The organism is Nocardioides sp. BGA-UO-ETr-FS32 (genome assembly GCF_059567905.1).
On record NZ_JCAQOX010000017.1, the window covers coordinates 15,583 to 35,583 of the forward strand.

Consider the following 20,001-nt stretch of genomic DNA (forward strand, 5'->3'; position numbering starts at 1 on the left):
CCGATCCGCACCGAACCTTCACACCTCCTCCACCCCTTCCGACGGGGAGCGGGCCTACCGTCGTCTGCATGCCGTCCAGCCCCTCCTCACGCACCACGCGCTACGCGATCGCCATGGCCGTGTCCGTCTGCACGGTCCTCTTCCTGCTCCTCGGCATCGGCGCCCTCGGCATCGTCGGCGACGGCGACCGTGACTGGGTCTACCTCGCGGCACCGGCGGTGCTGCTGCTGGTCGCGATCGCGACCCGCTTCCGCCCGCACGGGATGGCGTACGCCCTCGGCGCCGCGGCGCTGACGACCGTGGTCGCGGGTGCGGTGGCCATCGGCATGGTCGCGACGGACGACGTGGCGGCTTCCGTCCCCGACATCGTCATGCTGACCGCGATGTACGCCGGGCTGTTCGCCGTCGGCGCCTGGCTGTTCGCGCGGGTCAGGGTGTCCGGCGCCTGAGGGTGGCGGCACCCAGCGCCAGCGATGCGAGCGCGAAGCACGCCACGACCGTGACGTCGCGCCACACCTCCAGCGTGTCGGCCGCGCCGACGAGCTCCTGCATCGCGTCGACGGCGTACGACATCGGCAGCACGTCGCTGATCGCCTCGAGCACGCCCGGCATCGCCTCGCGAGGGACGAAGAGCCCGCACAGCAGGATCTGCGGCAGCACGAAGGCCGGCATGAACTGCACCGCCTGGAACTCGGTCGTCGCGAAGGCGCTGACCAGCAGGCCGAGCGCCGTGCCGAGGACGGCGTCGGCGACGGCGACCACGCCGAGCAGCCAGACCGGACCCTGCACCTCCAGGCCGAGCAGACCGACGCTGACTGCGACTGCCAGCGCCGACTGGACCGCGGCGAGCAGGCCGAACGCGAGGGCGTAGCCGAGCAGGAAGTCGAGCTTGCCGAGGGGCATCGTGAGCAGTCGCTCGAGCGTCCCGGACGAGCGCTCGCGCAGGGTCGTCACGCTCGTCACCAGGAACATGACGATGAAGGGGAACATCGCGAGCAGGCCCGGCCCGAAGCGGTCGAACAGCAAGGGGTCGAGGTCCTGGAACATCCACCAGAGCAGGCTGATCAGCGCGCACGGCACCACCAGCAGCATCGCCAGGGTGCGGTGGTCGCGGCGGACCTGGCGCAATACGCGGCCAGCGACGGCGAGGGTGACGCGGGCGTTCACTGCGGGGCTCCTGTCTTCTCGACGAGGTGGAGGAAGGCCTGCTCGATGTCCCGTGCGCCGGTCCGCTCACGGATCTGCTCCGGCGACCCGTCGGCGATGATCCGTCCCTCGCGCATGAGCAGCAGCCGGTCGCTGCGCTCGGCCTCGTCCATGACGTGGCTCGACACGAGCACCGCGGCTCCCCCCTCGGCGATCCGGTGGAACAGCTCCCACAGGTCGCGGCGCAGCACCGGGTCGAGGCCGACCGTCGGCTCGTCGAGCACCAGCACGTCAGGCGTGCCGAGCAGCGCCACCGCCAGGCTGACCCGGCTGCGCTGGCCGCCCGAGAGGCTGCCCACGACCTGCGAGCGGTGGTCGTCGAGCCCGACCGCCGCGACGGCCTCGTCGACCTGGCCCGGGTCGACGCCGAGGACGCGGGCGAAGAACGCGAGGTTCTCGGCAACGGTCAGGTCGTCGTAGACGCTCGCCGCCTGGGTGACGTACCCGACCCGGGTCCGCAGCGGCTGGCTGCCGGCAGGCTCGCCGAGCACCTCGACCGTGCCGGACCGCACCCGCTGCGCACCCACCAGGCAGCGCATCAGGGTGGTCTTGCCGCACCCACTGGGCCCGAGCAGCCCCGTGACGCCGGCCGCGATGTCCAGCGAGATGCCGGGCAGGACCTCACGGGAGCCGCGTACGACGACCAGGTCGCGTACCTCGATGACGTTTTTCATCATGTGTTGAATTGTGCGCGCGGAGGCGGACCCCGTCAACCCCCCGGCGGGCGGACGGACGAGCGGAGGGGCGTACGTCAGGGGAGGTCGCCGGTGAGGTAGTGCTGGATCACCGGGCCGACCCGCCCGACCACGTCCTCGGCGGGCATGTCGGCCATCGCGGGCAGGGCGATGAGGTAGCGGGTGACGAGGAGACCGACGACCTGGCTGGCCACGAGCGGGACCCGTACGTCGGGCCGGTCCGTGACGAGCTGGGCGAGGGCAGGGCCGACGACGACCGGGATGAACCCGTCCTTGAGCAGGGTCGCGCCGTCCTCGCTGAGCACCGATCGCGCCACCGCCAGCAGCCGCACCTGGTGCTCCGGGTCGTCCCAGACCGAGAGCAACGTCCGGACCAGCCGCTCCCCCGCACCGTCCGGCCCCTGGGCGATGACGGGTACGAGCAGCTGGCGCGGGTCGACCGGCATCTCCAGCGCGGCGAGGAAGAGGTCGTCCTTGGTGCCGAAGTAGTGGTGCACCAGGGCCGGGTCGACTCCGGCGGAGGCTGCGACGGCGCGGATCGTCGTGCCGCGGAACCCCTTCCCGGCGAACGACGTACGTGCCGCGGCGAGGACCTCCGCACGGGTGTCCGGGGCGCCCGGGCGACGACCTCGGGACGTGCGGGCAGTCACGGACGGCTCACGGGGTGGTCACCCCGAGGTGCGCCCGGGCGAACTCGAGCGACTCGGCGAGGTCGGCCTCGCGCTCGGCCCGGCTGGCGGCCCGGCGGGTGTTGATCTCGAGCACGACGTGGCCCGAGAAGCCGGTGCCCGCGAGGTGTCGCAGGAACGCGTCGGCCTGCATCACGCCGCGACCCGGCACGAGGTGCTCGTCCTTGGCCGACCCGGTGCCGTCGGTGAGGTGGATGTGGCGCAGGCTCTCGCCCATCCGCTCGGCCATCGCGATGACGTCGCTGCGCGCGATGGCGGCGTGGGAGAGGTCGATGGTGGTGTTGGCGTAGTCCTGCGAGCTGGGGTCCCACCCGGGGAGGTACATCTCCATCCCGCGCCGCGAGGACGCCCGCCAGGGGTACATGTTCTCGACGGCGAAGGCGATGCCGGTGCGGGCCTCGAGCGAGGCGATGCCCTCGACGAACCCCGCGGCGTAGTCCTTCTGCCAGCGGAACGGCGGGTGGACCACCACGACGTCGGCGCCGACCGCCTCGGCCATCTCGGCCGACCGCTCCAGCTTGCCCCAGGGGTCGGTGCCCCAGACCCGCTGGGTGAAGAGCAGGCACGGCGCGTGGACCGCACAGATGGGCACCTGGTGGTGCTCGCTGAGCTTCTTCACCGCGTCGACCTGCTGGCTGAGCGCGTCGATGCCGACCATCACCTCGACCGCGTCGTAGCCCAGCTGCGCCGCCCACCCGAAGGCGTGCGCCGTCGACTCGGGATAGACCGAGGCGGAGGAGAGGCCGATCAGCGGGGCGGCCATCGTCAGCGCTGCCTGGTGACGACGGAGATCTGGTCGAGGCGCTCGAGGATCACACCCTCGCGCAGGGCCCACGGGCAGATCTCGAGCTCGGCGAGCTCGAAGATGTCCATGCAGGCCTCAGCGACGAGCGCGCCGGGGACGATCTGGTGCGTACGGCTGGGCGAGACGCCCGGCAGGTCGGCGAGCTCCTCGGGCGACATCGCCATCAGCTTGGGGATCCAGGCCGACAGGGTCTCGAGCTCGAGGACGCGCGGCACGAGGGGACCGTCGCCGCTGGGCGCGGCACCGCAGATGCGCGCCAGCGAGCGGAACGTCTTCGAGGTGGCCGCCGCCCGGTCCGGACCGCCGGGGCGCAGCAGGTGCCCGGCGTCACGGGCGATGTCGGCGCGGACCTGCCGTCGCAGGTCGCGGACCGTCTCCTCCGACGGAGTGCCGCCGCCGAACCAGGCTCGCGCCATCCGGGCCGCGCCGAGCGGGAGGGACCACGCGACGTCGGGGGCCTCGTCGGTGCCACCGGCGATCTCGAGCGAGCCGCCGCCGATGTCGAACACGGCGAGCCGGCCGGCCGACCAGCCGAACCAGCGGCGTACGGCCAGGAAGGTCAGCCGCGCCTCGTCCTCGCCCGACAGCACCTCGAGCGTGACGCCGCTGTGCTCCTCCACGTGGGCGAGCACCTCGTAGGAGTTGACGGCGTCGCGCACGGCCGAGGTCGCGAAGCCGAGCATCTCCTCGCAGCCCTTGTCCTCGGCGATCCGCGTCGCCGAGGCACAGAAGTCGGTGAGCGCCTCGATGCCCTCCGGCGTGACCGCACCCTCGTCGTCGAGGTGCTCGGCCAGGCGCAGCGGCTGCTTGTGCGAGGAGGCCGGCAGCGGGGCGGCACCGCCGTGCGCGTCCACCACCAGCAGGTGACCGGTGTTGGATCCGATGTCGAGGACGCCCAGGCGCATGATGTCCAAACTACTAGGCTCATGCAGTGCCCGAAGTAGACCTGGTGTTCCCCCGCGCGTTCGTCGAGTTCGCCGACCCGTCCGACGAGACCCAGGTCTTCCGCTGCGACCTGACCTGGCTCACGTCTGCCTACATGTGCATCTTCGGCCAGGGCTGCGCTGGGATCTACGCCGACGCACCCGACGTCGGCTGCTGCACCCTCGGCGCGCACTTCGCCGACAAGGACGACGAGAAGCGGGTGGCGGGCTTCGTCGCCCAGCTCACCCCCGACGACTGGCAGCTCCACCCCGGACGCGCGGTGAAGAAGTCCGACTGGATCGAGACCGACGACGACGGCGAGCGCAAGACGCTGGTGGTGGAGGTCGACGGACAGCAGGCCTGCGTGTTCCAGAACCGCACCGACTTCACCAACGCCGACGGCCACGTGGGCGCGGGCTGCGCGCTGCACGGGCTCGCGCTGCGCCAGGGCCGCAACCCGCTCGAGACCAAGCCCGACGTGTGCTGGCAGCTGCCGATCCGCCGCCAGTTCCGCGAGGTCGAGCGGCAGGACGGCACGGCCTACACCGAGGTCTCGATCGGCGAGTACGACCGCCGCGGCTGGGGTCCCGGTGGCCACGACCTCGACTGGTACTGCTCCGGCAACACCGAGGCGCACGTCGCCCTCGAACCGGTCTGGGTCACGCACGAGGCCGAGCTCGTCGAGCTGATGGGACCCGAGGCGTACGCCGAGCTGAGCTGGCACTGCGAGGCGCACGTGCGCTCCCGCTCGGCGCTCGCGCTCCACCCGGCGGACCCCTCGCACTTCTGACGCACGCACTTCTGACGCACTTTTGACCGCTGCTCGCACAAAAGTCTTGGCCTTAGCGTTGAAAGTGGCTGTGACGTGCATTACGTTCGAGCGGTGGCCTCCCCCTCCACGTCCTCGGACTCCCCCAGCAGCACGCCCAGCAGCCCGCCCAGCCCCGCCCCCGGCATCCTCGGCGTCTGGTTCATCGGCGCGCGCGGCTCGCTCGCGACCACGGCGACCATCGGGCTCAGCGCCCTCGCCGCGCGCCTGACTGACGAGACCGGGTGCGTGACCGGCCACCCCGACCTCGACCCGCGCGGCCTCGCGGCATGGGCCGACATCGTCGTCGCCGGCCACGACGTCGACACCACCCCGCTCGTCAAGCAGGCGGAGCGGCTGGTCGCGGGAGGCGTGGTGCCGGGGATCCTCGCCCACCAGGTCGCGGGTGAGCTCGAGGCGACCGAGGCGCGGCTGCGCCCGGGCGTACGCGGTGGCGAGGCCGCCGACCAGCGTGCCGACGTCGAGCAGCTGGCAGACGACATCCGCGCCTTCGCCGCGGGCGTCGACCGCGTCGTCGTCATCGACGTCTCCAGCACCGAGGCGCCGCACGACGCGGGTCCCGACGCCGCCACGTGGGCCGACCTCCAGGCAGCCTGGGCAGCGGGCCGCGCACCCCTGTCCCCCAGCTCCACCTATGCCTGCGCCGCACTGCTCGCGGGAGCGCCGTACGTCGCGTTCACGCCGAGCCCCGGCATCGACGTCCCCGCCCTGCTCGAGCTCGCCGCCGAGCGCGGACTGCCCTACGCCGGCAGCGACGGCAAGACCGGCGAGACGCTGGTGAAGTCGGCGCTCGCCCCGATGTTCTCCACCCGGTCGCTCGCCGTGCGCTCGTGGACCTCGATCAACCTGCTCGGCGGCGGCGACGGGTCGACCCTGTCGGACCCCGCGGCCCGGGCGAGCAAGACCGGCACCAAGCGCTCCGGGCTGGAGTCCATGCTCGGGCACGAGGTCCCCGGGCCGATGCACATCGACTACGTCGAGGACCTCGGCGACTGGAAGACCGCGTGGGACCACGTGCGCTTCGACGGTTTCCTCGGCACCCGGATGACCATGCAGTTCACCTGGGAGGGCTGCGACTCGGCGCTCGCCGCGCCGCTCGTTCTCGACCTCGCCCGGCTCACCGGCCGGGCCGCGGCCGCCGGGGAGACCGGGCCCCTGGCGGCCCTCGGGTTCTTCTTCAAGTCGCCGCTCGGCTCGCAGGAGCACCGTCTCGCCCAGCAGTGGGAGACGCTGCTCGCGTGGTCGCGGGAGTGCGCCGACCGGGTGTCGTCGTGAGGCTCGGCGACCTCGTCGAGCTGACCCGCGCCCCCGCTGCTCTCTCGATCCCGGGAGACGCCTGGTCCGGCGCCGCGCACGCAGGTGCAGGGCGCGGGTGGGCGATGCCGCTGGCCTCGACGTGCCTCTACTGGTCCGGGATGGCCTTCAACGACTGGTGCGACCGACGGGTCGACGCCGAGGAGCGGCCCGAGCGCCCGATCCCGTCCGGCCGGATCACCCCGGGAGCCGCGCTCGGGATCGCGGCCGGCCTCGGCGCCGCGGGCCTCGGCATCGCGACCCTCGTCGGAGGCCGGTCGGCGCTGGCGATCGGTGCTCCGCTGGCCGTCATGGTCGTGGCCTACGACGCGGTCGCCAAGGACGCCGCGCTCGGGCCGGTCGCGATGGCCTCCACCCGCGGCCTCGACGTGCTCCTGGGCGCCCACGCCTCCCCCGCGAGCGCCTGGCAGCCCGCCCTCGCCGTCAGCGCCCACACCGCCGGTCTGACCTGGCTCAGCCGTGGCGAGGTCCACGGCACCCGACCCGCGGTCGCCGCCGCCGTCACGGCGGGCACGCTCACCGTGGCGGCCGCGACCGCGCACATTGCCCACCACGACCGGGAGGCCGGCCGCGTCGCCCGGCTGGCCGGCGTCGGCCTCTCGGCGGCGTACGCCGTGGTCGTCGGCCGTGCCCAGGTGCGCGCCGCGCTGGACCCGACCGCGGACGCCGCGCGTACGGCCACGCGCACCGGCATCGGCGGCTTCTCGCTGCTCCAGGGCGCCTGGCTCGCCCGTCGCGGCCGGCTCGGCGCCGCCGCGACGGTCGTCGGCGCAGGTCCCGCCTATCGCGCCCTGTCGAAGCGCTGGAGCCCGACGTGAGCTCGGCAGGGCGCGGACTGCGGCTGGGCTACGGCAGCAACGGCTTCTCCGGCCACCGGTTCCCCGACGCCTGCGCCGTGCTCGCCGGGCTCGGCTACGACGGTGTCGCGCTGACCCTCGACCAGCCGCACCTCGACCCCTTCGCCGACGACGCGGCCGCGCAGACCGCGCGGGCGGCCAAGGCGCTCGCCGACCACGGGCTCGCGGTCGTCATCGAGACGGGCTCGCGCTACGTCCTCGACCCGTGGCACAAGCACGAGCCCACCCTCGTCAGCGACGGTGACCGCGGCCCGCGGGTCGAGCTGCTCACCCGCGCCGTACGCATCGCCGCCGAGCTCGGCGCCGAGGCGATGTCGTGCTGGTCGGGGGTGCTGCCTGAGGGGGCGAGCGCCGAGGAGGGGTGGCGGCGCCTCACCGACGGCCTCGGCCCGGTCCTCGACCTCGCCCACGAGCTCGGCGTCACCGTCTGCTTCGAGCCCGAGCCGGGCATGCACGTCGACACCGTCGAGGAGGCCCTGGAGCTGCGCCGACGCCTCGGCGAGCCCGACCACCTGCGCCTGACCCTCGACCTGGGCCACCTGGTGTGCAACGAGCCGCGCAGCCCCGAGGCGTCGATCGCGCTCGCCGGTCACCTGGTCGGCAACGTGCAGGTCGACGACATGGTGCGCGACGTCCACGAGCACCTCGAGCTCGGCAGCGGCACGCTCGACCTCGACGCGGTGCTGCGGGCGCTGCTCGACACCGGGTTCGCCGGGCTCGCCAGCGTCGAGCTCCCCCGCCACTCCCACGCCGCCCCGGCCGTCGCGGCCCGGCAGATGACGGCCCTGCGCGCGTCGCTGGACCGGCTCGACGAGGACGAAGCCCAATCGTGACGGACATCCGACCCCTGGCCGACCCCGACACCGTGCGCGCCGCGCTCGACGACGCGGCACGCGAGCGCCACGACGCCCTCACCGCCGAGGTCGCCGCCGACCCCTCGCGCCTGGGCCGTACGTTCCCCGCCGCCGCCCGGCAGACCGGGCGCGGACCGCTGCCCGGCGCCGACGGCGTGCTCGTCGAGGACGCCGTACGGGTCGGGCTGGTGCGCGCGGCCGCCCGGGGCCTCGACGCCGACGCACTGCTGGCCGAGCTGCGCGAGCTCTACCGCTACGGCGACAACGACGAGAAGCGGGCGGTCCTGCACGCCCTCGCCGGGGCGCCCAGCGAGCTCGACGGCAGCGACGTGCTGCTCGACGCGCTGCGCACCAACGACACCCGGCTCGTCGCCGCGGCCATGGGGCCGCACAGCGACCGACTCGACGACGACGCGTGGCGCCAGGGCGTCCTCAAGTGCCTGTTCACCGGCGTCCCGGTCGCCGCCGTCACCGGGCTCGCGACCCGCGCCGACCGCGAGCTCGCCGAGATGGTGCAGCGCTACCGGCGCGAGCGCGAGGCGGCCGGGCGCGACGTACCTCCCGACGTGCAGGTCGTGCTCGACGCCTGCGCCGCGTCCCCCCACCAGACGGAGTCCTGATGCGCATCTTCGACCCCCACATCCACATGACGTCGCGCACCACCGACGACTACGAGGCGATGCACGCCGCCGGCGTACGCGCCGTCGTGGAGCCGGCGTTCTGGCTCGGCCAGCCGCGCATGAGCGTCGGCTCGTTCACCGACTACTTCGACGCGCTCGTCGGCTGGGAGCGGTTCCGGGCAGCGCAGTTCGGCATCGCCCACCACTGCACGATCGCGCTCAACCCCAAGGAGGCCAACGACCCGCGCTGCGCCGAGGTGCTCGACGTGCTGCCGCGCTACCTCGCCAAGGACGGCGTCGTCGCGGTCGGCGAGGTCGGCTTCGACTCGATGACGGCCGCGGAGGAGAAGGCCTTCGTCCGCCAGCTCGAGCTGGCGGTGGAGTTCGAGCTCCCGGCGATGGTCCACACCCCGCACCGCGACAAGGAGCAGGGCACCCGCCGCACCCTCGAGCTGGTCGCCGAGTCGGGACTGGCGCCGGGGATGGTCGTGGTCGACCACCTCAACGAGGTCACGGTCGACCAGGTCGACGAGGCCGGCTGCTGGATGGGCTTCTCGATCTATCCCGACACCAAGTTGGACGAGCACCGCATGGTCGCGATCCTCCGGCGCCGGGTCGAGCTGGGCCGCGGGCTCGGCCGGGTGCTGGTCAACTCGGCCGCCGACTGGGGCGCAGCGATCCGCTCAAGACCGCGAAGACCGGCGCGGCGATGCTCGAGGCCGACTTCACCGAGGACGACGTCGACCGGGTGCTCTGGCGCAACCCGGTCGAGTTCTTCGGCCAGAGCGGCCGGCTCCTGCTGGGCGACGACGCCACCGCCGACGCCACCTCTGACGCCATCTCTGACGCCACCGCGACCTTCGAGGGCAACTCGATCCTCCGCGGCTCGCGGGACTGATCGCGATGCGGCTGCGCCACCCCGACGGCACCGTCGTCCACCTCGGCTACGGCACCAACGTGCTGCCCGCCGAGGACGTCGACGGGCTGGTCCGGCAGGTCGGGGCGTACGGCGACCGCCTCCGCCGCCACCTCGACACCGATCGCATCGGGCTCGGGATGTGGCTCCCGGCAGCGGCCGCGCGCACCCTCGCCGCCGACCTCGGTGCCGTCGAGCGGCTGCGCGAGGCGATCGACGCGCACGGCGTCGAGATCGTGACGCTCAACGCCTTCCCCTACGCGGCGTTCCAGGACGAGGTCGTCAAGAAGCGCGTCTACCACCCGACCTGGGCCGAGCAGGCCCGGCTCGACTACACCCTCGACGTCGCCCGGGTGCTCGCCGCGCTGCTGCCCGACGACGCCGCGCGCGGCAGCATCTCCACGCTCCCGCTCGCCTGGCGCGCGCCGTGGCTGGCCGACCGGCAGTCCCACGCCGAGCTCCACCTCAAGACGCTCGCCGAGGGCCTCGCCGAGATCGAGGCCGACACCGGGAGGACCGTACGGGTCGCCTTCGAGCCCGAGCCGGGGTGCGTGATCGAGACGATCGCGGAGGCCGTGGAGCGGCTCGACTCCGCCGACCGCGAGCGCATCGGCGTCTGCCTCGACCTGTGCCACCTCGCCGTCGGGTTCGAGGACGCGACCGACGCGCTCGCACGCCTCGACGCCGCCGGCCTCGACGTGGTCAAGGTGCAGCCCGCCGCCGCCCTCGTCGTCGACGACCCGGCCGACCCGGAGGCACGCGCGGCGCTGGCGGCGTACTCCGAGGACCGCTTCCTGCACCAGGTGCGCCAGCGGGTGGGCACCCGCCTCGCCGCCCGCGACGACCTCCCCGACGCGCTCGGGGGGCGGCGCCCGCTCGACGACCGCTCACCGTGGCGGGTGCACTTCCACGTGCCGGTGCACGCCGACCCCGCCGGTCCCCTGCGCAACAGCCGCGACGAGCTGCGCGAGTCGTTGACGGCGCTGCTCGGCGGCGACACGGCCCGCACCGACCACCTCGAGGTCGAGACCTACACCTGGTCCGTGCTGCCCGGCGGCGCGCCGGCCGACGACGACGCGCTGGCCGCCGGGCTCGCCGCGGAGCTGCGGTGGGTGCGCGACGAGCTGGTCTCCCTCGGCCTGACGCCTCTCGACTGACCTTCCCCGACCCCTCTCGGAACCGCACAGAACAGGACCCCCGCCGTGGCCCACCCCCAGCTGCTCGTCGTCGACCTCGTCGGCCTCACGCCCGACCTGCTCGCCCACATGCCCAGGCTGCGCCGCCTGGCCGACCAGGGCTCGCAGGCGACGCTCGAGCCGGTCCTCCCGGCCGTCACCTGCTCGGTGCAGTCGACCTTCCTGACCGGGCTGCCGCCCTCGGGGCACGGCGCCGTCGGCAACGGGTGGTACTTCCGCGAGCTCGGCGAGGTGTTCCTCTGGCGCCAGCACAACAAGCTCGTCGCGGGGGAGAAGGTCTGGGAGACGATCCGTCGCGAGCGACCCGACTACACGGTCGCCAACGTCTGCTGGTGGTACGCCATGGGCGCGACGACCGACTGGACGGTGACGCCGCGACCGATCTACTACGCCGACGGCAAGAAGGCGCCCGACTGCTACACCCGCCCGCCGGAGCTGCACGACGAGCTCGTCGGCGAGCTGGGCGAGTTCCCGCTGTTCACCTACTGGGGACCGACCGCCGCGATCACCTCGAGCGAGTGGATCATCGCGGCCACCCGCCGGCTGATGCCCCGCGCCGACCTCACCCTCTGCTACGTCCCGCACCTCGACTACGACCTCCAGCGCTTCGGCCCCGACTCCCCCGAGGCCGCCCAGGCCGCGCGCGACGTCGACGCCGCCCTCGCCCCGCTGCTCGACGACGCCGAGCGCGCCGGGGTGACCGTGCTGGTGCTCTCGGAGTACGGCATCACCGCCGCCGACCAGCCGGTCGACGTCAACCGGATGCTGCGCCGCAACGGCCTGCTCGAGGTCTACACGCAGGACGGCATGGAGTACCTCGACCCGTGGACCTCGCGTGCGTTCGCGGTCGCCGACCACCAGGTCGCGCACGTCTACGTCGACGACCCCGCCGACCTCGACGCCGTACGCGCGCTGTGCGCCGAGCTGCCGGGCGTGGACCAGGTGCTCGACCGCGCGGGCCAGGCGGCGTACGGCCTCGACCACGAGCGGTCCGGCGACCTGGTGCTCGTCGCGGACGAGACCGCGTGGTTCACCTACTACTACTGGCTCGACGACGCGCGGGCACCCGACTTCGCGCGCGGCGTGGAGATCCACCGCAAGCCCGGCTACGACCCGGCCGAGCTGTTCTTCGACCCCGAGGACCGGGCGGTGAAGCTCAAGGCGGGCCTGACCCTCGCCAGGAAGATGGCGGGCCTGAGGTACGCGATGAAGGTCGTGCCGCTGGATCCCTCGCCCGTCCGCGGCACCCACGGACGGCTCCCCAAGGAGCCCGCCGCCGGGCCGATGCTCGTGTGCAGCACGCCGGGAGCGGTCGCAGGACCCGTGCCCGCCACGGACGTCCGCGACCTGCTGCTCCGCCTCGCCGGCACCTCTTGACATCAAGAGACCCCGACCCCGGTGTCAGGGCCGCCATGCGTCCGGACCAGAATCTGGTCATGCGCCTGGACCACGTCAGCTTCGCCGCAGGACCTGATGGACTCGCCAGCACCGCCCAGCGCATCGGGGGGCTGCTCGGCACCGACTTCGTCGACGGAGGCATCCATCCCCGCTTCGGCACCCGCAACATGACCCTGCCCCTGGCCGGCGACGTCTACATGGAGATCGTCGAGGTCCTCGACCACCCGGCCAGCGACAAGGCCCCCTTCGGCCAGGCCGTCCGCGCCCGCTCCGCCCTCGGCGGCGGGTGGCTGGGCTGGGTCGTCTCGGTCGCCGACATCGCGCCGATCGAGTCCCGCCTGGGCCGCGAGGCCGTCAAGGGCAACCGGCACCGCCCCGACGGCACCGAGCTGCTGTGGCAGCAGATCGGCGTCAACGGCCTGATCTCCGACCCGCAGCTGCCGTTCTTCATCCAGTGGCACTCCCCGGCCGAGCTGCACCCCAGCAACGGCGCCACGGGCGACTTCTCGCTGGCCACCCTCGAGATCGCCGGTGACCCCCAGCGCGTCAGCGAGTGGCTCGGCGAGACCGTCGAGGCGCCGCTGGAGGACGTGAAGGTCGAGTGGGTCGCCCCCAACGGCACCCCCGGCATCGTCGCGGTCCAGCTGCAGACCCCCAACGGGCTCGTACGTATTTGAGACGAGCAGCGGCGAGCGAGGAACGAGCTCGTCGCGTGGGCTCGGCCAGATCGAGCAAGCCCCACGGCCGAGGCACGAGGTCGTGACGGGCGCGTCGAGATCTCCCTTCCATGAACCCTCGCCCCTCCCCCAACATCTGGAACACCCCCGAGCTCTACGAGCTCGAGAACCGCGCCGCCGACCCGCACGGTCGCATCACCGCCGCGATGCAGGAGATCGGCGACTGGTCCGGTCGCACGATGCTCGACGTCGGCTGCGGCACCGGCTTCCACCTGCCCCTCTGGGCGGAGTCCGCGGCGCAGGTCATCGGGGTCGAGCCCCATCCCCCGCTGGTGCCGTTGGCGAGGCGGCGTACGAAGCGGCTCCGGAACGTCACGGTGCTCAAGGGCATGGCCGAGTCGCTGCCCGTGCGCGACGCGTCGGTCGACGTGGTGCACGCGCGCTGGGCCTACTTCTTCGGCCCCGGCTCCGAGCCGGGGCTGCGTGAGCTCGACCGGGTCGTACGCCGGGGCGGCACGGCCTTCGTGATCGACAACGACCCGAACAGGTCCACCTTCGGCGGCTGGTTCCGCCGCGGCTTCCCCGAGGTGGACCCCGACGCCGTGGAGCGCTTCTGGTCGACCCACGGCTGGAGCCGGCGCGAGATCGACATGGGATGGTCGTTCACGTCGCGTGAGGCGCTCGAGGCCGTCGTACGCATCGAGCTACCGCCCGAGGCCGCCGAGGAGGCGCTCGCCTCGCACACCGGCACCGAGGTCGACTACGCGGTCAACCTCTGGTGGCGCGAGTTCTAGCCGGACGCCCGTCGGGGCGTCGCTAGCTCGACTCGCGGATCGCCAGCGTCGGCTCGAGCAGGACGCCCCGCGTCTCGACGGGCTGGTGCGACAGCAGCGCGCGCAGGGTGCGGACGATCTCGACCGCCACGTCCTCCAGCGGCTGGCGTACGGAGGTGAGGCCCACCGGGTAGACCTGGGCCACCTGGGAGTCGTCGAAGCCGACCACCGCGATGTCCTTGCCGGGCGCGAGCTGGCGGATCCAGAGCGTGTGCAGCACCCCCATCGCGAGGGTGTCCGACGCGCACACGAACGCGGTGGGCGCGGACTCGTCGAGCAGGACGGCGGCTGCCTCGGCGCCGCTGTGCACGACGTCCTCGACGCGGGAGGCGAGACCGGTCGTGGAGAGGCCGTTGGCGTGCATCGTGCGGACCCAGCCCGAGCGGCGGTCCTCCCCGATCGGGGAGTCCTTGCGCCAGCCGATCCACGCGATGCGCGTGTGGCCGCGGTCGATGAGGTGCTGGGTGGCGAGCGCGATGCCGGCGGCGCCGTCGACGTCGACCCAGATGTGGCGGGCCCCGTCGTCGTCCCACGGTCGGCCGAACGCGACGAACGGCGCGCGCTGCTGGCTCAGCCACGCGGCCTGGGGGTTGCCGAGGTAGGTGTCGGTGACGACGAAGGCGTCCACCGCCGTCGAGCGGAGCAGGTTGTCGTAGCCGCCGATGGGGTCCTCGTCGTCGCCCGGGAAGAGCAGGACGTGGTAGCCGACCTCCTCGCTGGCCTCGACCAGCGAGTGCACGAAGCGGTCCATCGCCGCGTTGGCCGTGCCCTCCTGCGCGGGCGCGAACCGCAGCCCGATCAGGGACGACGTACGGGTGCGGAGGTTGCGCGCCGCACGGTTGGGCGAGTAGCCGAGCTCGGCGATCGTCTGGCGGACCCGCTCGAGGGTGTCGGGGCGCAGGAGGTCGGGGTTGTTGACCGCGTTGGAGACGGTCTGCCGCGAGACGCCGGCACGCTCGGCGACGTCGGCGAGGGTGGGCGGGGTGACGGGCAACGTGCTGCTCGACCGGTGCTCGCTGCGTGCCATGCCTCACTCCCCCTCGATCGCCCTAGATCGATCCAATGGAGGTGAGCATAAGCCCCGGGGCGCGCGCGACACGCCCGCCCAACGGGTGAAGGGCCCTTGCGAGTATGAGTCGCAAGGGCCCTTCAGTGACCGGATCGTGTGACGACCTCCGGTCGACGGCTCGTCCCCGATGGTCCCCGCGCCTGCGTCACCCAGTCGCGGCGGCCGGTCCGCCGAAGCGTCCCAACCGGATGGACCCTCGTCCCCGAGCTGCCCCGCCGCCCGTTGCCGGGCTGCGTGGGAGAAGTTCTACGCGGTCGTACGAGCCGGGCGCAAGGGGTTCCGACTGCCGATCTGCTCCTCCACGTCCCGTCCACCGATCACGGGCGTCCGTCCCCAGCCGCGGGGCCCTTCGTCCACAGGATCCGGGCGTGATCCACAGGCTGCGGACCGACCTGTGGAGAGGTGGTCCGGACCGGGCGCGCCGGGGCTCGGGTGTCGGTGGGCTCACCTAGCGTTGCCCCCATGTCGACGAAGGCCGCACGGACCCGCTCCTCCTACCGGTGCACCGAGTGCGGGTGGGAGGCGGCCAAGTGGGTCGGCCGGTGCGGGGAGTGCCAGGCGTGGGGGTCGGTCGTCGAGGCCGGCGCGCCGACCCTGCGCGCCGCCGCCGGCCCCGTGTCGACCCCGGCCGTGCCGATCGGCCAGGTGGCGATCACCGAGTCCGTCGCCCGCACGAGCGGCGTGCCCGAGCTCGACCGCGTCCTCGGCGGCGGGCTGGTGCCGGGCGCGGCGATCCTGCTCGCCGGCGAGCCCGGTGTCGGCAAGAGCACCCTGCTGCTCGAGGTCGCCGCGCAGACAGCCCGGACCCGCCAGCGCACCCTCTACGTCACCGGCGAGGAGTCCGCGGCCCAGGTGCGCCTGCGAGCCGACCGCACGGGCGGCGTGCACGACGAGCTGTTCCTGGCCGCAGAGACCGACCTCGGGGCCGTGCTGACCCACATCGAGGACGTACGCCCCACGCTGCTGGTCGTCGACTCCGTGCAGACCATCGGCGCTTCGGGCGTCGACGGCGTGCCGGGCGGCGTGACGCAGGTCAAGGAGGTCGCCGCCGCGCTCATCCGCGTCGCCAAGACCCGCAACATCACCACGATGATCGTCGGCCACGTCACCAAGGACGGCTCCATCGCCGGTCCGCGGGTGCTCGAGCACCTCGTCGACGTGGTCCTCCACTTCGAGGGCGACCGCAACTCCCGCTTCCGGATGGTCCGCGCGATGAAGAACCGGTACGGCCCGGTCGACGAGGTCGGCTGCTTCGACCTGTCCTCCGATGGCATCCAGGCCGTCACCGACCCGACCGGCCTCTTCGTCGAGCACCACACCCAGGACGTCTCCGGCACCTGCGTGGCGGTGACCATGGAGGGCCGGCGCCCGCTGCTCGCCGAGGTGCAGGCGCTGCTGACGCCGTCACCGCTGGAGCGCCCGCGCCGTACGGTCTCGGGCGTCGAGTCGTCGCGCGTCGACATGGTGCTCGCGGTCCTCCAGCGCCACGCCGGCCTGCGCATCGCCGGCAGCGACACCTTCGTGGCGACCGTCGGCGGCGCCAAGCTCCACGACCCGGCGGTCGACCTCGCCCTCGCCGTGGCCGTCGCCAGCTCCCACCTCGGCGTCCCGCCGCCGCGCGGGGCGGTGGCCATCGGCGAGATCGGCCTCGCCGGCGAGCTCCGCCGGGTCCGCGACCTGCCGCAACGCATCGCCGAGGCGTCCCGGCTCGGCTTCAAGGTGGCCGTGGTCCCCCGCGGCCGGGCGCTTCCCAGCGAGCGCGGGATCCCGTCGCGCCGCGTGGTCGACGGCCTGCGCGTGGTCGAGGTCGACGACGTGGTCGGGGCCCTGCTCACGCTCGACCTGACGCCGCCGCTCTAGACGACGAGCCCGGCAGGTCACGGCTTGCTCACGAAATCGGCGCGGTGGCACGACTCGCCCCTACACTGCACCGGGGCGCACGGGGTCGCCCACGGAGGGCAGGTGGAGGGACCGGTGGCAGAGCGCATCGACGAGCAGCTGCGGCTGCGCGCGACCCTGGCCTCGATAGCACCGGGCACCCCGCTGCGCGACGGGCTCGAGCGGATCCTGCGCGGGCGTACGGGCGCGCTGATCGTGCTCGGCCAGGACAAGACGGTCGAGTCGATCGCGACCGGCGGCTTCACCCTCGACGTGCCGTTCACCGCCACCGGCCTGCGCGAGCTCGCCAAGATGGACGGCGCGATCATCCTCGACAAGGACATCACCCGGGTGCACCGCGCGGCGGTCCACCTGATGCCCGACCACACGATCCCCTCGGAGGAGACCGGCACCCGGCACCGGACGGCGGAGCGGGTGGCCAAGCAGACCGGGCACCCGGTCATCTCGGTGTCGCAGTCGATGCAGATCATCGCGGCCTACGTCGGCGAGATCCGCCACGTCCTCGAGGACTCCGGCAAGATCCTGTCCCGCGCCAACCAGGCGCTCGCGACGCTCGAGCGCTACAAGCTGCGCCTCGACGAGGTCTCGGCCACGCTGTCCGCGCTCGAGATCGAGGACCTGGTGACCGTGCGCGACGTCGCGGTCGTCGCCCAGCGCCTCGAGATGGTCATCCGGATCGCCCGCGAGATCGAGGACTACGTCCTCGAGCTCGGCACCGACGGACGCCTGCTGTCCCTCCAGCTCGAGGAGCTCGTCACCGGCGTCGACGCGGAGCGCGAGCTGGTCGTGCGCGACTACCTCCCCGGCGGCCGGCGACGCCACGCCAGCCCCGCCTCCCACCTCGCCGAGCTCGAGGCGCTGTCGCCGACCGAGCTCGTCGACCCCGCCTCGGTGGCCCGCGCGATCGGGCTGGGCGGCGCGGAGCACCTCGACGCAGCCGTGGCCCCCCGCGGCTACCGGCTGCTCGCCAAGGTCCCGCGGCTGCCGCCCGCCGTCGTCGACCGCCTCGTCGACCACTTCGGCGGGCTCCAGCAGCTGCTCTCCGCCGGCATCGACGACCTCCAGGCCGTCGAGGGCGTCGGCGAGCTGCGCGCGCGGAGCGTGCGCGAGGGGCTCTCACGCCTCGCCGAGTCGAGCATCACCGAGCGCTACATCTGAGACGCGCAGCCGGCTGCGAGGAACGAGCAGTCGGCGTGGGCGCGGCCAGATCGAGTAGGCCCGCGGCTGAGGAACGAAGCCGCGCAAGGCCGTATCGAGATCTCCCCACGGGAGGTCCGCGATCATCGGAGATCCTCGGGCCACATCCGCCGCACGTGCCCGACTCCTGGCCCCTGATCCGCCGGTCCGGGGGCCAGGACCGCCGCACGTGCGGACGTACGGCGTACGGCGTCCCGCCCGCACACCCGCGACACGCCCGCGAGCGGTGGCCCACCCACACTCCGAGTGCCGCGAATGTCGCGCAGGCACCGCCCACCCGCGCGGCGTACGCCGACACGCCCGCGAGCGGTGGCCCACCCACCATCCGAGCTACCCGAATGTCGCTCACCCACCGCCCACCCGAGCGGCGGCGCGGCGCCACATCGGCGGCCTCACTCCAGCAGCAGCACGCCGATCGCGGACACGAGGTTGAGCAGCACGAATCCGCCCGCCACGACCACGGCGATCACCACCGGGTAGCGGCCACGGGGTTCGCCGAGCCGCATCGCCCGGCGCCCGTAGTGCACCACCAGCACGGCCGGCAGCACGAAGACGACGAGCGCCGGCCCCGCGGCGAGCACCATGACCCACCACTCCGCGGTCTCGGAGCCGCCCGACGGGTGGCCCAGCGCGGAGGCGATGCCCTCGCCGATGCCGAAGGCGAGGAAGAAGGTCGCGACGAAGCCGAGCAGCGACCACCAGGCCCGGGTGAGGGACGTCCGGGCGTCCGACCCGGTGCGTACGTCGGTCGACATCTCCCTCACCCCAACGCGACCACGAGACCCACGAAGGCCACCACGCCGAGCAGGGCGAGGGCGACCCCGACCTCGGCCAGGCGCTGCCGGTCCCCGTCCCGCGACCAGTAGTAGCCGATGGGTACGCCGGCCAGGCCGACCGGGAGCCACACCAGCCCGACGACGCGCGCCCAGTCGGGCGGGTTCACACCATCGGCGAGGCTGAGCACGTACGCATACGCGACGGCCAGCGTGAACAGCACCCCCAGCACCAGGGTGACGGGGCCGGCGACGCTCGCGCCGGGAAGGACGCCGCGCCTCTCGAGGGTCCTCATGACACACCTCCTCCGACACCACCATCATCCCGCCAGGCGGTGGGAAACGGCAGGGTCGAAGGACCTGACTGCGGCACTCAGCCGGCAGAGTTGCCCGCGCCGTCCTCACCGGGCGTGTGCGAGGTGTCCGCGTCCTTGTCCGTCTGCTTGCCACCCTGCTGCTGCGGCTCGGCGGTCTGCGTGATCACCTCGGGCTGCCGACCGACCAGCTCGAACTGGACGTCGGTGCCGGAGCCGCCGAGAGCGGCCGCCTGCACGTGGTAGAAGCCGACCCTCGCCCAGTCGGTCCACTTCGTGCACCCCTCGTCGGAGCGCCTGCCCGACCACGTGACGACGACGGGCGCGTCGACGGCCTGCCGGACCACGACGTCCTGCGGGGGGATGGACGCGGGGCACTCCCGGCTGCTCCAGATGTAGTCGCTGCCGGACGTGATGGTCACCGTCATCGTCTCCGGCGACGCCTGCCACGTGCAGGCCTCGGTGACGACGGTGCGCAGGTTGATCGTGATCGGGATGTCGGCGCCACCTGCGGCCGACGCGAGTGCAGGCGTGGCGACGATGTCGGACGGATCGCACGGCCCCGACGGCTCGGCCAGGACCGGCTCGGGCGGAACGGTCTCCTGCGGGACCTGGTCGCGCTTCTTGCCCTTCTTGCCCTTCTTGCCCTTGCCGGGCGCCACCTGCGAGGTCGGCCCCGCGGCCGGGGCAGGCGTCGTCTCGACGGTGGCGCCGGCCTGCGTCGCGGTCCCGCTCGCGTCGTCCCTGGCGTCGGACGAGCCGCCGAGCACGCGCGCGAGCACGACGACGAGCAGCAGCGGGATGCCGAGGACCACGAGGCGCCGGGTCCAGTAGACCCGGGCCGGCAGCGGCCCGCGAGGTCGTACGGTCGTCGCCATGGGGTCAGGCTAGGCAGCGAGCGGCCCGTCTCTGCGGAGGCGCACCGGCTCACCTACG

At 73.3% G+C, this 20,001-nt stretch carries 22 protein-coding genes and 1 pseudogene; 14 read left to right on the forward strand and 9 right to left on the reverse strand.

The annotated features are described in order from the left end of the window. Positions 1-68: 68 nt before the first annotated feature. Positions 69-449 (forward strand): hypothetical protein, encoded by a 381-nt coding sequence (locus tag AC57BS_RS20265; protein ID WP_496413252.1) that lies wholly within the window; start codon positions 69-71, stop codon positions 447-449. On the opposite strand, the gene AC57BS_RS20270 is transcribed toward AC57BS_RS20265, so the two are convergent. The 5 genes from AC57BS_RS20270 to AC57BS_RS20290 all read right to left on the reverse strand — a co-directional run bounded on the left by AC57BS_RS20270 (position 430) and on the right by AC57BS_RS20290 (position 4,300). Next, positions 430-1,167 carry an ABC transporter permease gene (locus AC57BS_RS20270; protein ID WP_496413253.1) on the reverse strand — a complete coding sequence of 246 codons (738 nt, stop codon included), beginning with the start codon at positions 1,165-1,167 and terminating at the stop codon, positions 430-432. The genes AC57BS_RS20265 and AC57BS_RS20270 overlap by 20 nt on opposite strands. Beyond that, positions 1,164-1,883: an ABC transporter ATP-binding protein gene (locus tag AC57BS_RS20275; RefSeq protein WP_496413254.1), complete on the reverse strand. Its 720-nt coding sequence runs from the start codon at positions 1,881-1,883 to the stop codon at positions 1,164-1,166. The genes AC57BS_RS20270 and AC57BS_RS20275 overlap by 4 nt, the downstream gene beginning before the upstream one ends. A 74-nt stretch (positions 1,884-1,957) precedes the next feature. Further along, positions 1,958-2,551 carry a TetR/AcrR family transcriptional regulator gene (locus AC57BS_RS20280; RefSeq protein ID WP_496413255.1) on the reverse strand — a complete coding sequence of 198 codons (594 nt, stop codon included), beginning with the start codon at positions 2,549-2,551 and terminating at the stop codon, positions 1,958-1,960. A 7-nt stretch (positions 2,552-2,558) separates the two neighbouring features. Next, positions 2,559-3,353 carry a sugar phosphate isomerase/epimerase family protein gene (locus tag AC57BS_RS20285; protein WP_496413256.1) on the reverse strand — a complete coding sequence of 265 codons (795 nt, stop codon included), beginning with the start codon at positions 3,351-3,353 and terminating at the stop codon, positions 2,559-2,561. A gap of 2 nt (positions 3,354-3,355) precedes the next feature. After that, positions 3,356-4,300, reverse strand: a complete 945-nt coding sequence (locus tag AC57BS_RS20290; RefSeq protein WP_496413257.1) for a Ppx/GppA family phosphatase — start codon at positions 4,298-4,300, stop codon at positions 3,356-3,358. A 26-nt stretch (positions 4,301-4,326) separates the two neighbouring features. Here AC57BS_RS20290 and AC57BS_RS20295 point away from each other — a divergent pair, with 26 nt between their 5' ends. The 11 genes and pseudogenes from AC57BS_RS20295 (at position 4,327) to AC57BS_RS20345 (ending at position 13,774) form a co-directional block, all read left to right on the forward strand. Beyond that, a complete protein-coding gene (locus AC57BS_RS20295; RefSeq protein WP_496413258.1) occupies positions 4,327-5,109 on the forward strand; it encodes a DUF3109 family protein in 783 nt (260 codons plus the stop codon). Positions 5,110-5,202: 93 nt separating this feature from the next. Beyond that, positions 5,203-6,423, forward strand: a complete 1,221-nt coding sequence (locus AC57BS_RS20300; RefSeq protein ID WP_496413259.1) for an inositol-3-phosphate synthase — start codon at positions 5,203-5,205, stop codon at positions 6,421-6,423. After that, the gene (locus tag AC57BS_RS20305; RefSeq protein WP_496413260.1) at positions 6,420-7,280 is read left to right on the forward strand and encodes an SCO3242 family prenyltransferase; all 861 of its coding nucleotides are present in this window, start codon (positions 6,420-6,422) and stop codon (positions 7,278-7,280) included. Before AC57BS_RS20300 ends, AC57BS_RS20305 begins: the two co-directional genes overlap by 4 nt. Continuing rightward, entirely contained in the window at positions 7,277-8,152 is an 876-nt protein-coding gene (locus AC57BS_RS20310; protein ID WP_496413261.1) for a sugar phosphate isomerase/epimerase family protein, read from the forward strand. The genes AC57BS_RS20305 and AC57BS_RS20310 overlap by 4 nt, the downstream gene beginning before the upstream one ends. Beyond that, positions 8,149-8,793: an EboA domain-containing protein gene (locus AC57BS_RS20315; protein WP_496413262.1), complete on the forward strand. Its 645-nt coding sequence runs from the start codon at positions 8,149-8,151 to the stop codon at positions 8,791-8,793. Before AC57BS_RS20310 ends, AC57BS_RS20315 begins: the two co-directional genes overlap by 4 nt. 59 nt (positions 8,794-8,852) lie before the next feature. Beyond that, positions 8,853-9,296 (forward strand): annotated as a pseudogene (locus AC57BS_RS20320) (TatD family hydrolase); the annotation flags it as partial. A 206-nt stretch (positions 9,297-9,502) separates the two neighbouring features. After that, positions 9,503-9,691, forward strand: coding sequence for a hypothetical protein (locus AC57BS_RS20325; protein WP_496413263.1), 189 nt, complete (start codon positions 9,503-9,505; stop codon positions 9,689-9,691). Positions 9,692-9,696: 5 nt separating this feature from the next. Beyond that, entirely contained in the window at positions 9,697-10,866 is a 1,170-nt protein-coding gene (gene eboE, locus AC57BS_RS20330) for a metabolite traffic protein EboE (RefSeq protein ID WP_496413264.1), read from the forward strand. A gap of 45 nt (positions 10,867-10,911) precedes the next feature. Further along, positions 10,912-12,282, forward strand: a complete 1,371-nt coding sequence (locus tag AC57BS_RS20335; RefSeq protein WP_496413265.1) for an alkaline phosphatase family protein — start codon at positions 10,912-10,914, stop codon at positions 12,280-12,282. A gap of 59 nt (positions 12,283-12,341) precedes the next feature. Then, on the forward strand, positions 12,342-12,980 hold the full coding sequence (locus AC57BS_RS20340; RefSeq protein WP_496414212.1) for a VOC family protein: 639 nt from the start codon (positions 12,342-12,344) through the stop codon (positions 12,978-12,980). 110 nt (positions 12,981-13,090) lie between these two features. Continuing rightward, entirely contained in the window at positions 13,091-13,774 is a 684-nt protein-coding gene (locus AC57BS_RS20345; RefSeq protein WP_496413266.1) for a class I SAM-dependent methyltransferase, read from the forward strand. Positions 13,775-13,796: 22 nt separating this feature from the next. Here AC57BS_RS20345 and AC57BS_RS20350 read toward each other — a convergent pair whose 3' ends face one another. Beyond that, complete coding sequence (locus tag AC57BS_RS20350) at positions 13,797-14,840, reverse strand: LacI family DNA-binding transcriptional regulator (protein WP_496413267.1); 1,044 nt, start codon at positions 14,838-14,840, stop codon at positions 13,797-13,799. A gap of 504 nt (positions 14,841-15,344) precedes the next feature. Here AC57BS_RS20350 and radA point away from each other — a divergent pair. Continuing rightward, positions 15,345-16,742, forward strand: a complete 1,398-nt coding sequence (radA, locus tag AC57BS_RS20355; protein WP_496413268.1) for a DNA repair protein RadA — start codon at positions 15,345-15,347, stop codon at positions 16,740-16,742. 114 nt (positions 16,743-16,856) lie between these two features. After that, on the forward strand, positions 16,857-17,939 hold the full coding sequence (gene disA / locus AC57BS_RS20360; protein ID WP_496413269.1) for a DNA integrity scanning diadenylate cyclase DisA: 1,083 nt from the start codon (positions 16,857-16,859) through the stop codon (positions 17,937-17,939). A 431-nt stretch (positions 17,940-18,370) separates the two neighbouring features. Here disA and AC57BS_RS20365 read toward each other — a convergent pair whose 3' ends face one another. The 3 genes from AC57BS_RS20365 to AC57BS_RS20375 all read right to left on the reverse strand — a co-directional run bounded on the left by AC57BS_RS20365 (position 18,371) and on the right by AC57BS_RS20375 (position 19,943). Then, positions 18,371-18,733: a hypothetical protein gene (locus tag AC57BS_RS20365; protein ID WP_496413270.1), complete on the reverse strand. Its 363-nt coding sequence runs from the start codon at positions 18,731-18,733 to the stop codon at positions 18,371-18,373. Positions 18,734-18,738: 5 nt separating this feature from the next. Beyond that, complete coding sequence (locus tag AC57BS_RS20370) at positions 18,739-19,047, reverse strand: hypothetical protein (protein WP_496413271.1); 309 nt, start codon at positions 19,045-19,047, stop codon at positions 18,739-18,741. Between the two features lie 77 nt (positions 19,048-19,124). Further along, positions 19,125-19,943, reverse strand: a complete 819-nt coding sequence (locus tag AC57BS_RS20375; RefSeq protein ID WP_496413272.1) for a hypothetical protein — start codon at positions 19,941-19,943, stop codon at positions 19,125-19,127. Positions 19,944-20,001: the final 58 nt, after the last annotated feature.

Bases quoted from the DNA above. Each gene is read 5' to 3' on its own strand.
- AC57BS_RS20265 (WP_496413252.1), top strand. From the start codon at position 69: ATGCCGTCCAGCCCCTCCTCACGCACCACGCGCTACGCGATCGCCATG.
- AC57BS_RS20275 (WP_496413254.1), bottom strand. From the start codon at position 1,883: ATGATGAAAAACGTCATCGAGGTACGCGACCTGGTCGTCGTACGCGGC.
- AC57BS_RS20285 (WP_496413256.1), bottom strand. From the start codon at position 3,353: ATGGCCGCCCCGCTGATCGGCCTCTCCTCCGCCTCGGTCTATCCCGAG.
- AC57BS_RS20290 (WP_496413257.1), bottom strand. From the start codon at position 4,300: ATGCGCCTGGGCGTCCTCGACATCGGATCCAACACCGGTCACCTGCTG.
- AC57BS_RS20325 (WP_496413263.1), top strand. From the start codon at position 9,503: ATGCTCGAGGCCGACTTCACCGAGGACGACGTCGACCGGGTGCTCTGG.
- eboE (WP_496413264.1), top strand. From the start codon at position 9,697: ATGCGGCTGCGCCACCCCGACGGCACCGTCGTCCACCTCGGCTACGGC.
- AC57BS_RS20340 (WP_496414212.1), top strand. From the start codon at position 12,342: ATGCGCCTGGACCACGTCAGCTTCGCCGCAGGACCTGATGGACTCGCC.
- AC57BS_RS20345 (WP_496413266.1), top strand. From the start codon at position 13,091: ATGAACCCTCGCCCCTCCCCCAACATCTGGAACACCCCCGAGCTCTAC.
- AC57BS_RS20350 (WP_496413267.1), bottom strand. From the start codon at position 14,840: ATGGCACGCAGCGAGCACCGGTCGAGCAGCACGTTGCCCGTCACCCCG.
- radA (WP_496413268.1), top strand. From the start codon at position 15,345: ATGTCGACGAAGGCCGCACGGACCCGCTCCTCCTACCGGTGCACCGAG.
- AC57BS_RS20365 (WP_496413270.1), bottom strand. From the start codon at position 18,733: ATGTCGACCGACGTACGCACCGGGTCGGACGCCCGGACGTCCCTCACC.
- AC57BS_RS20370 (WP_496413271.1), bottom strand. From the start codon at position 19,047: ATGAGGACCCTCGAGAGGCGCGGCGTCCTTCCCGGCGCGAGCGTCGCC.
- AC57BS_RS20375 (WP_496413272.1), bottom strand. From the start codon at position 19,943: ATGGCGACGACCGTACGACCTCGCGGGCCGCTGCCGGCCCGGGTCTAC.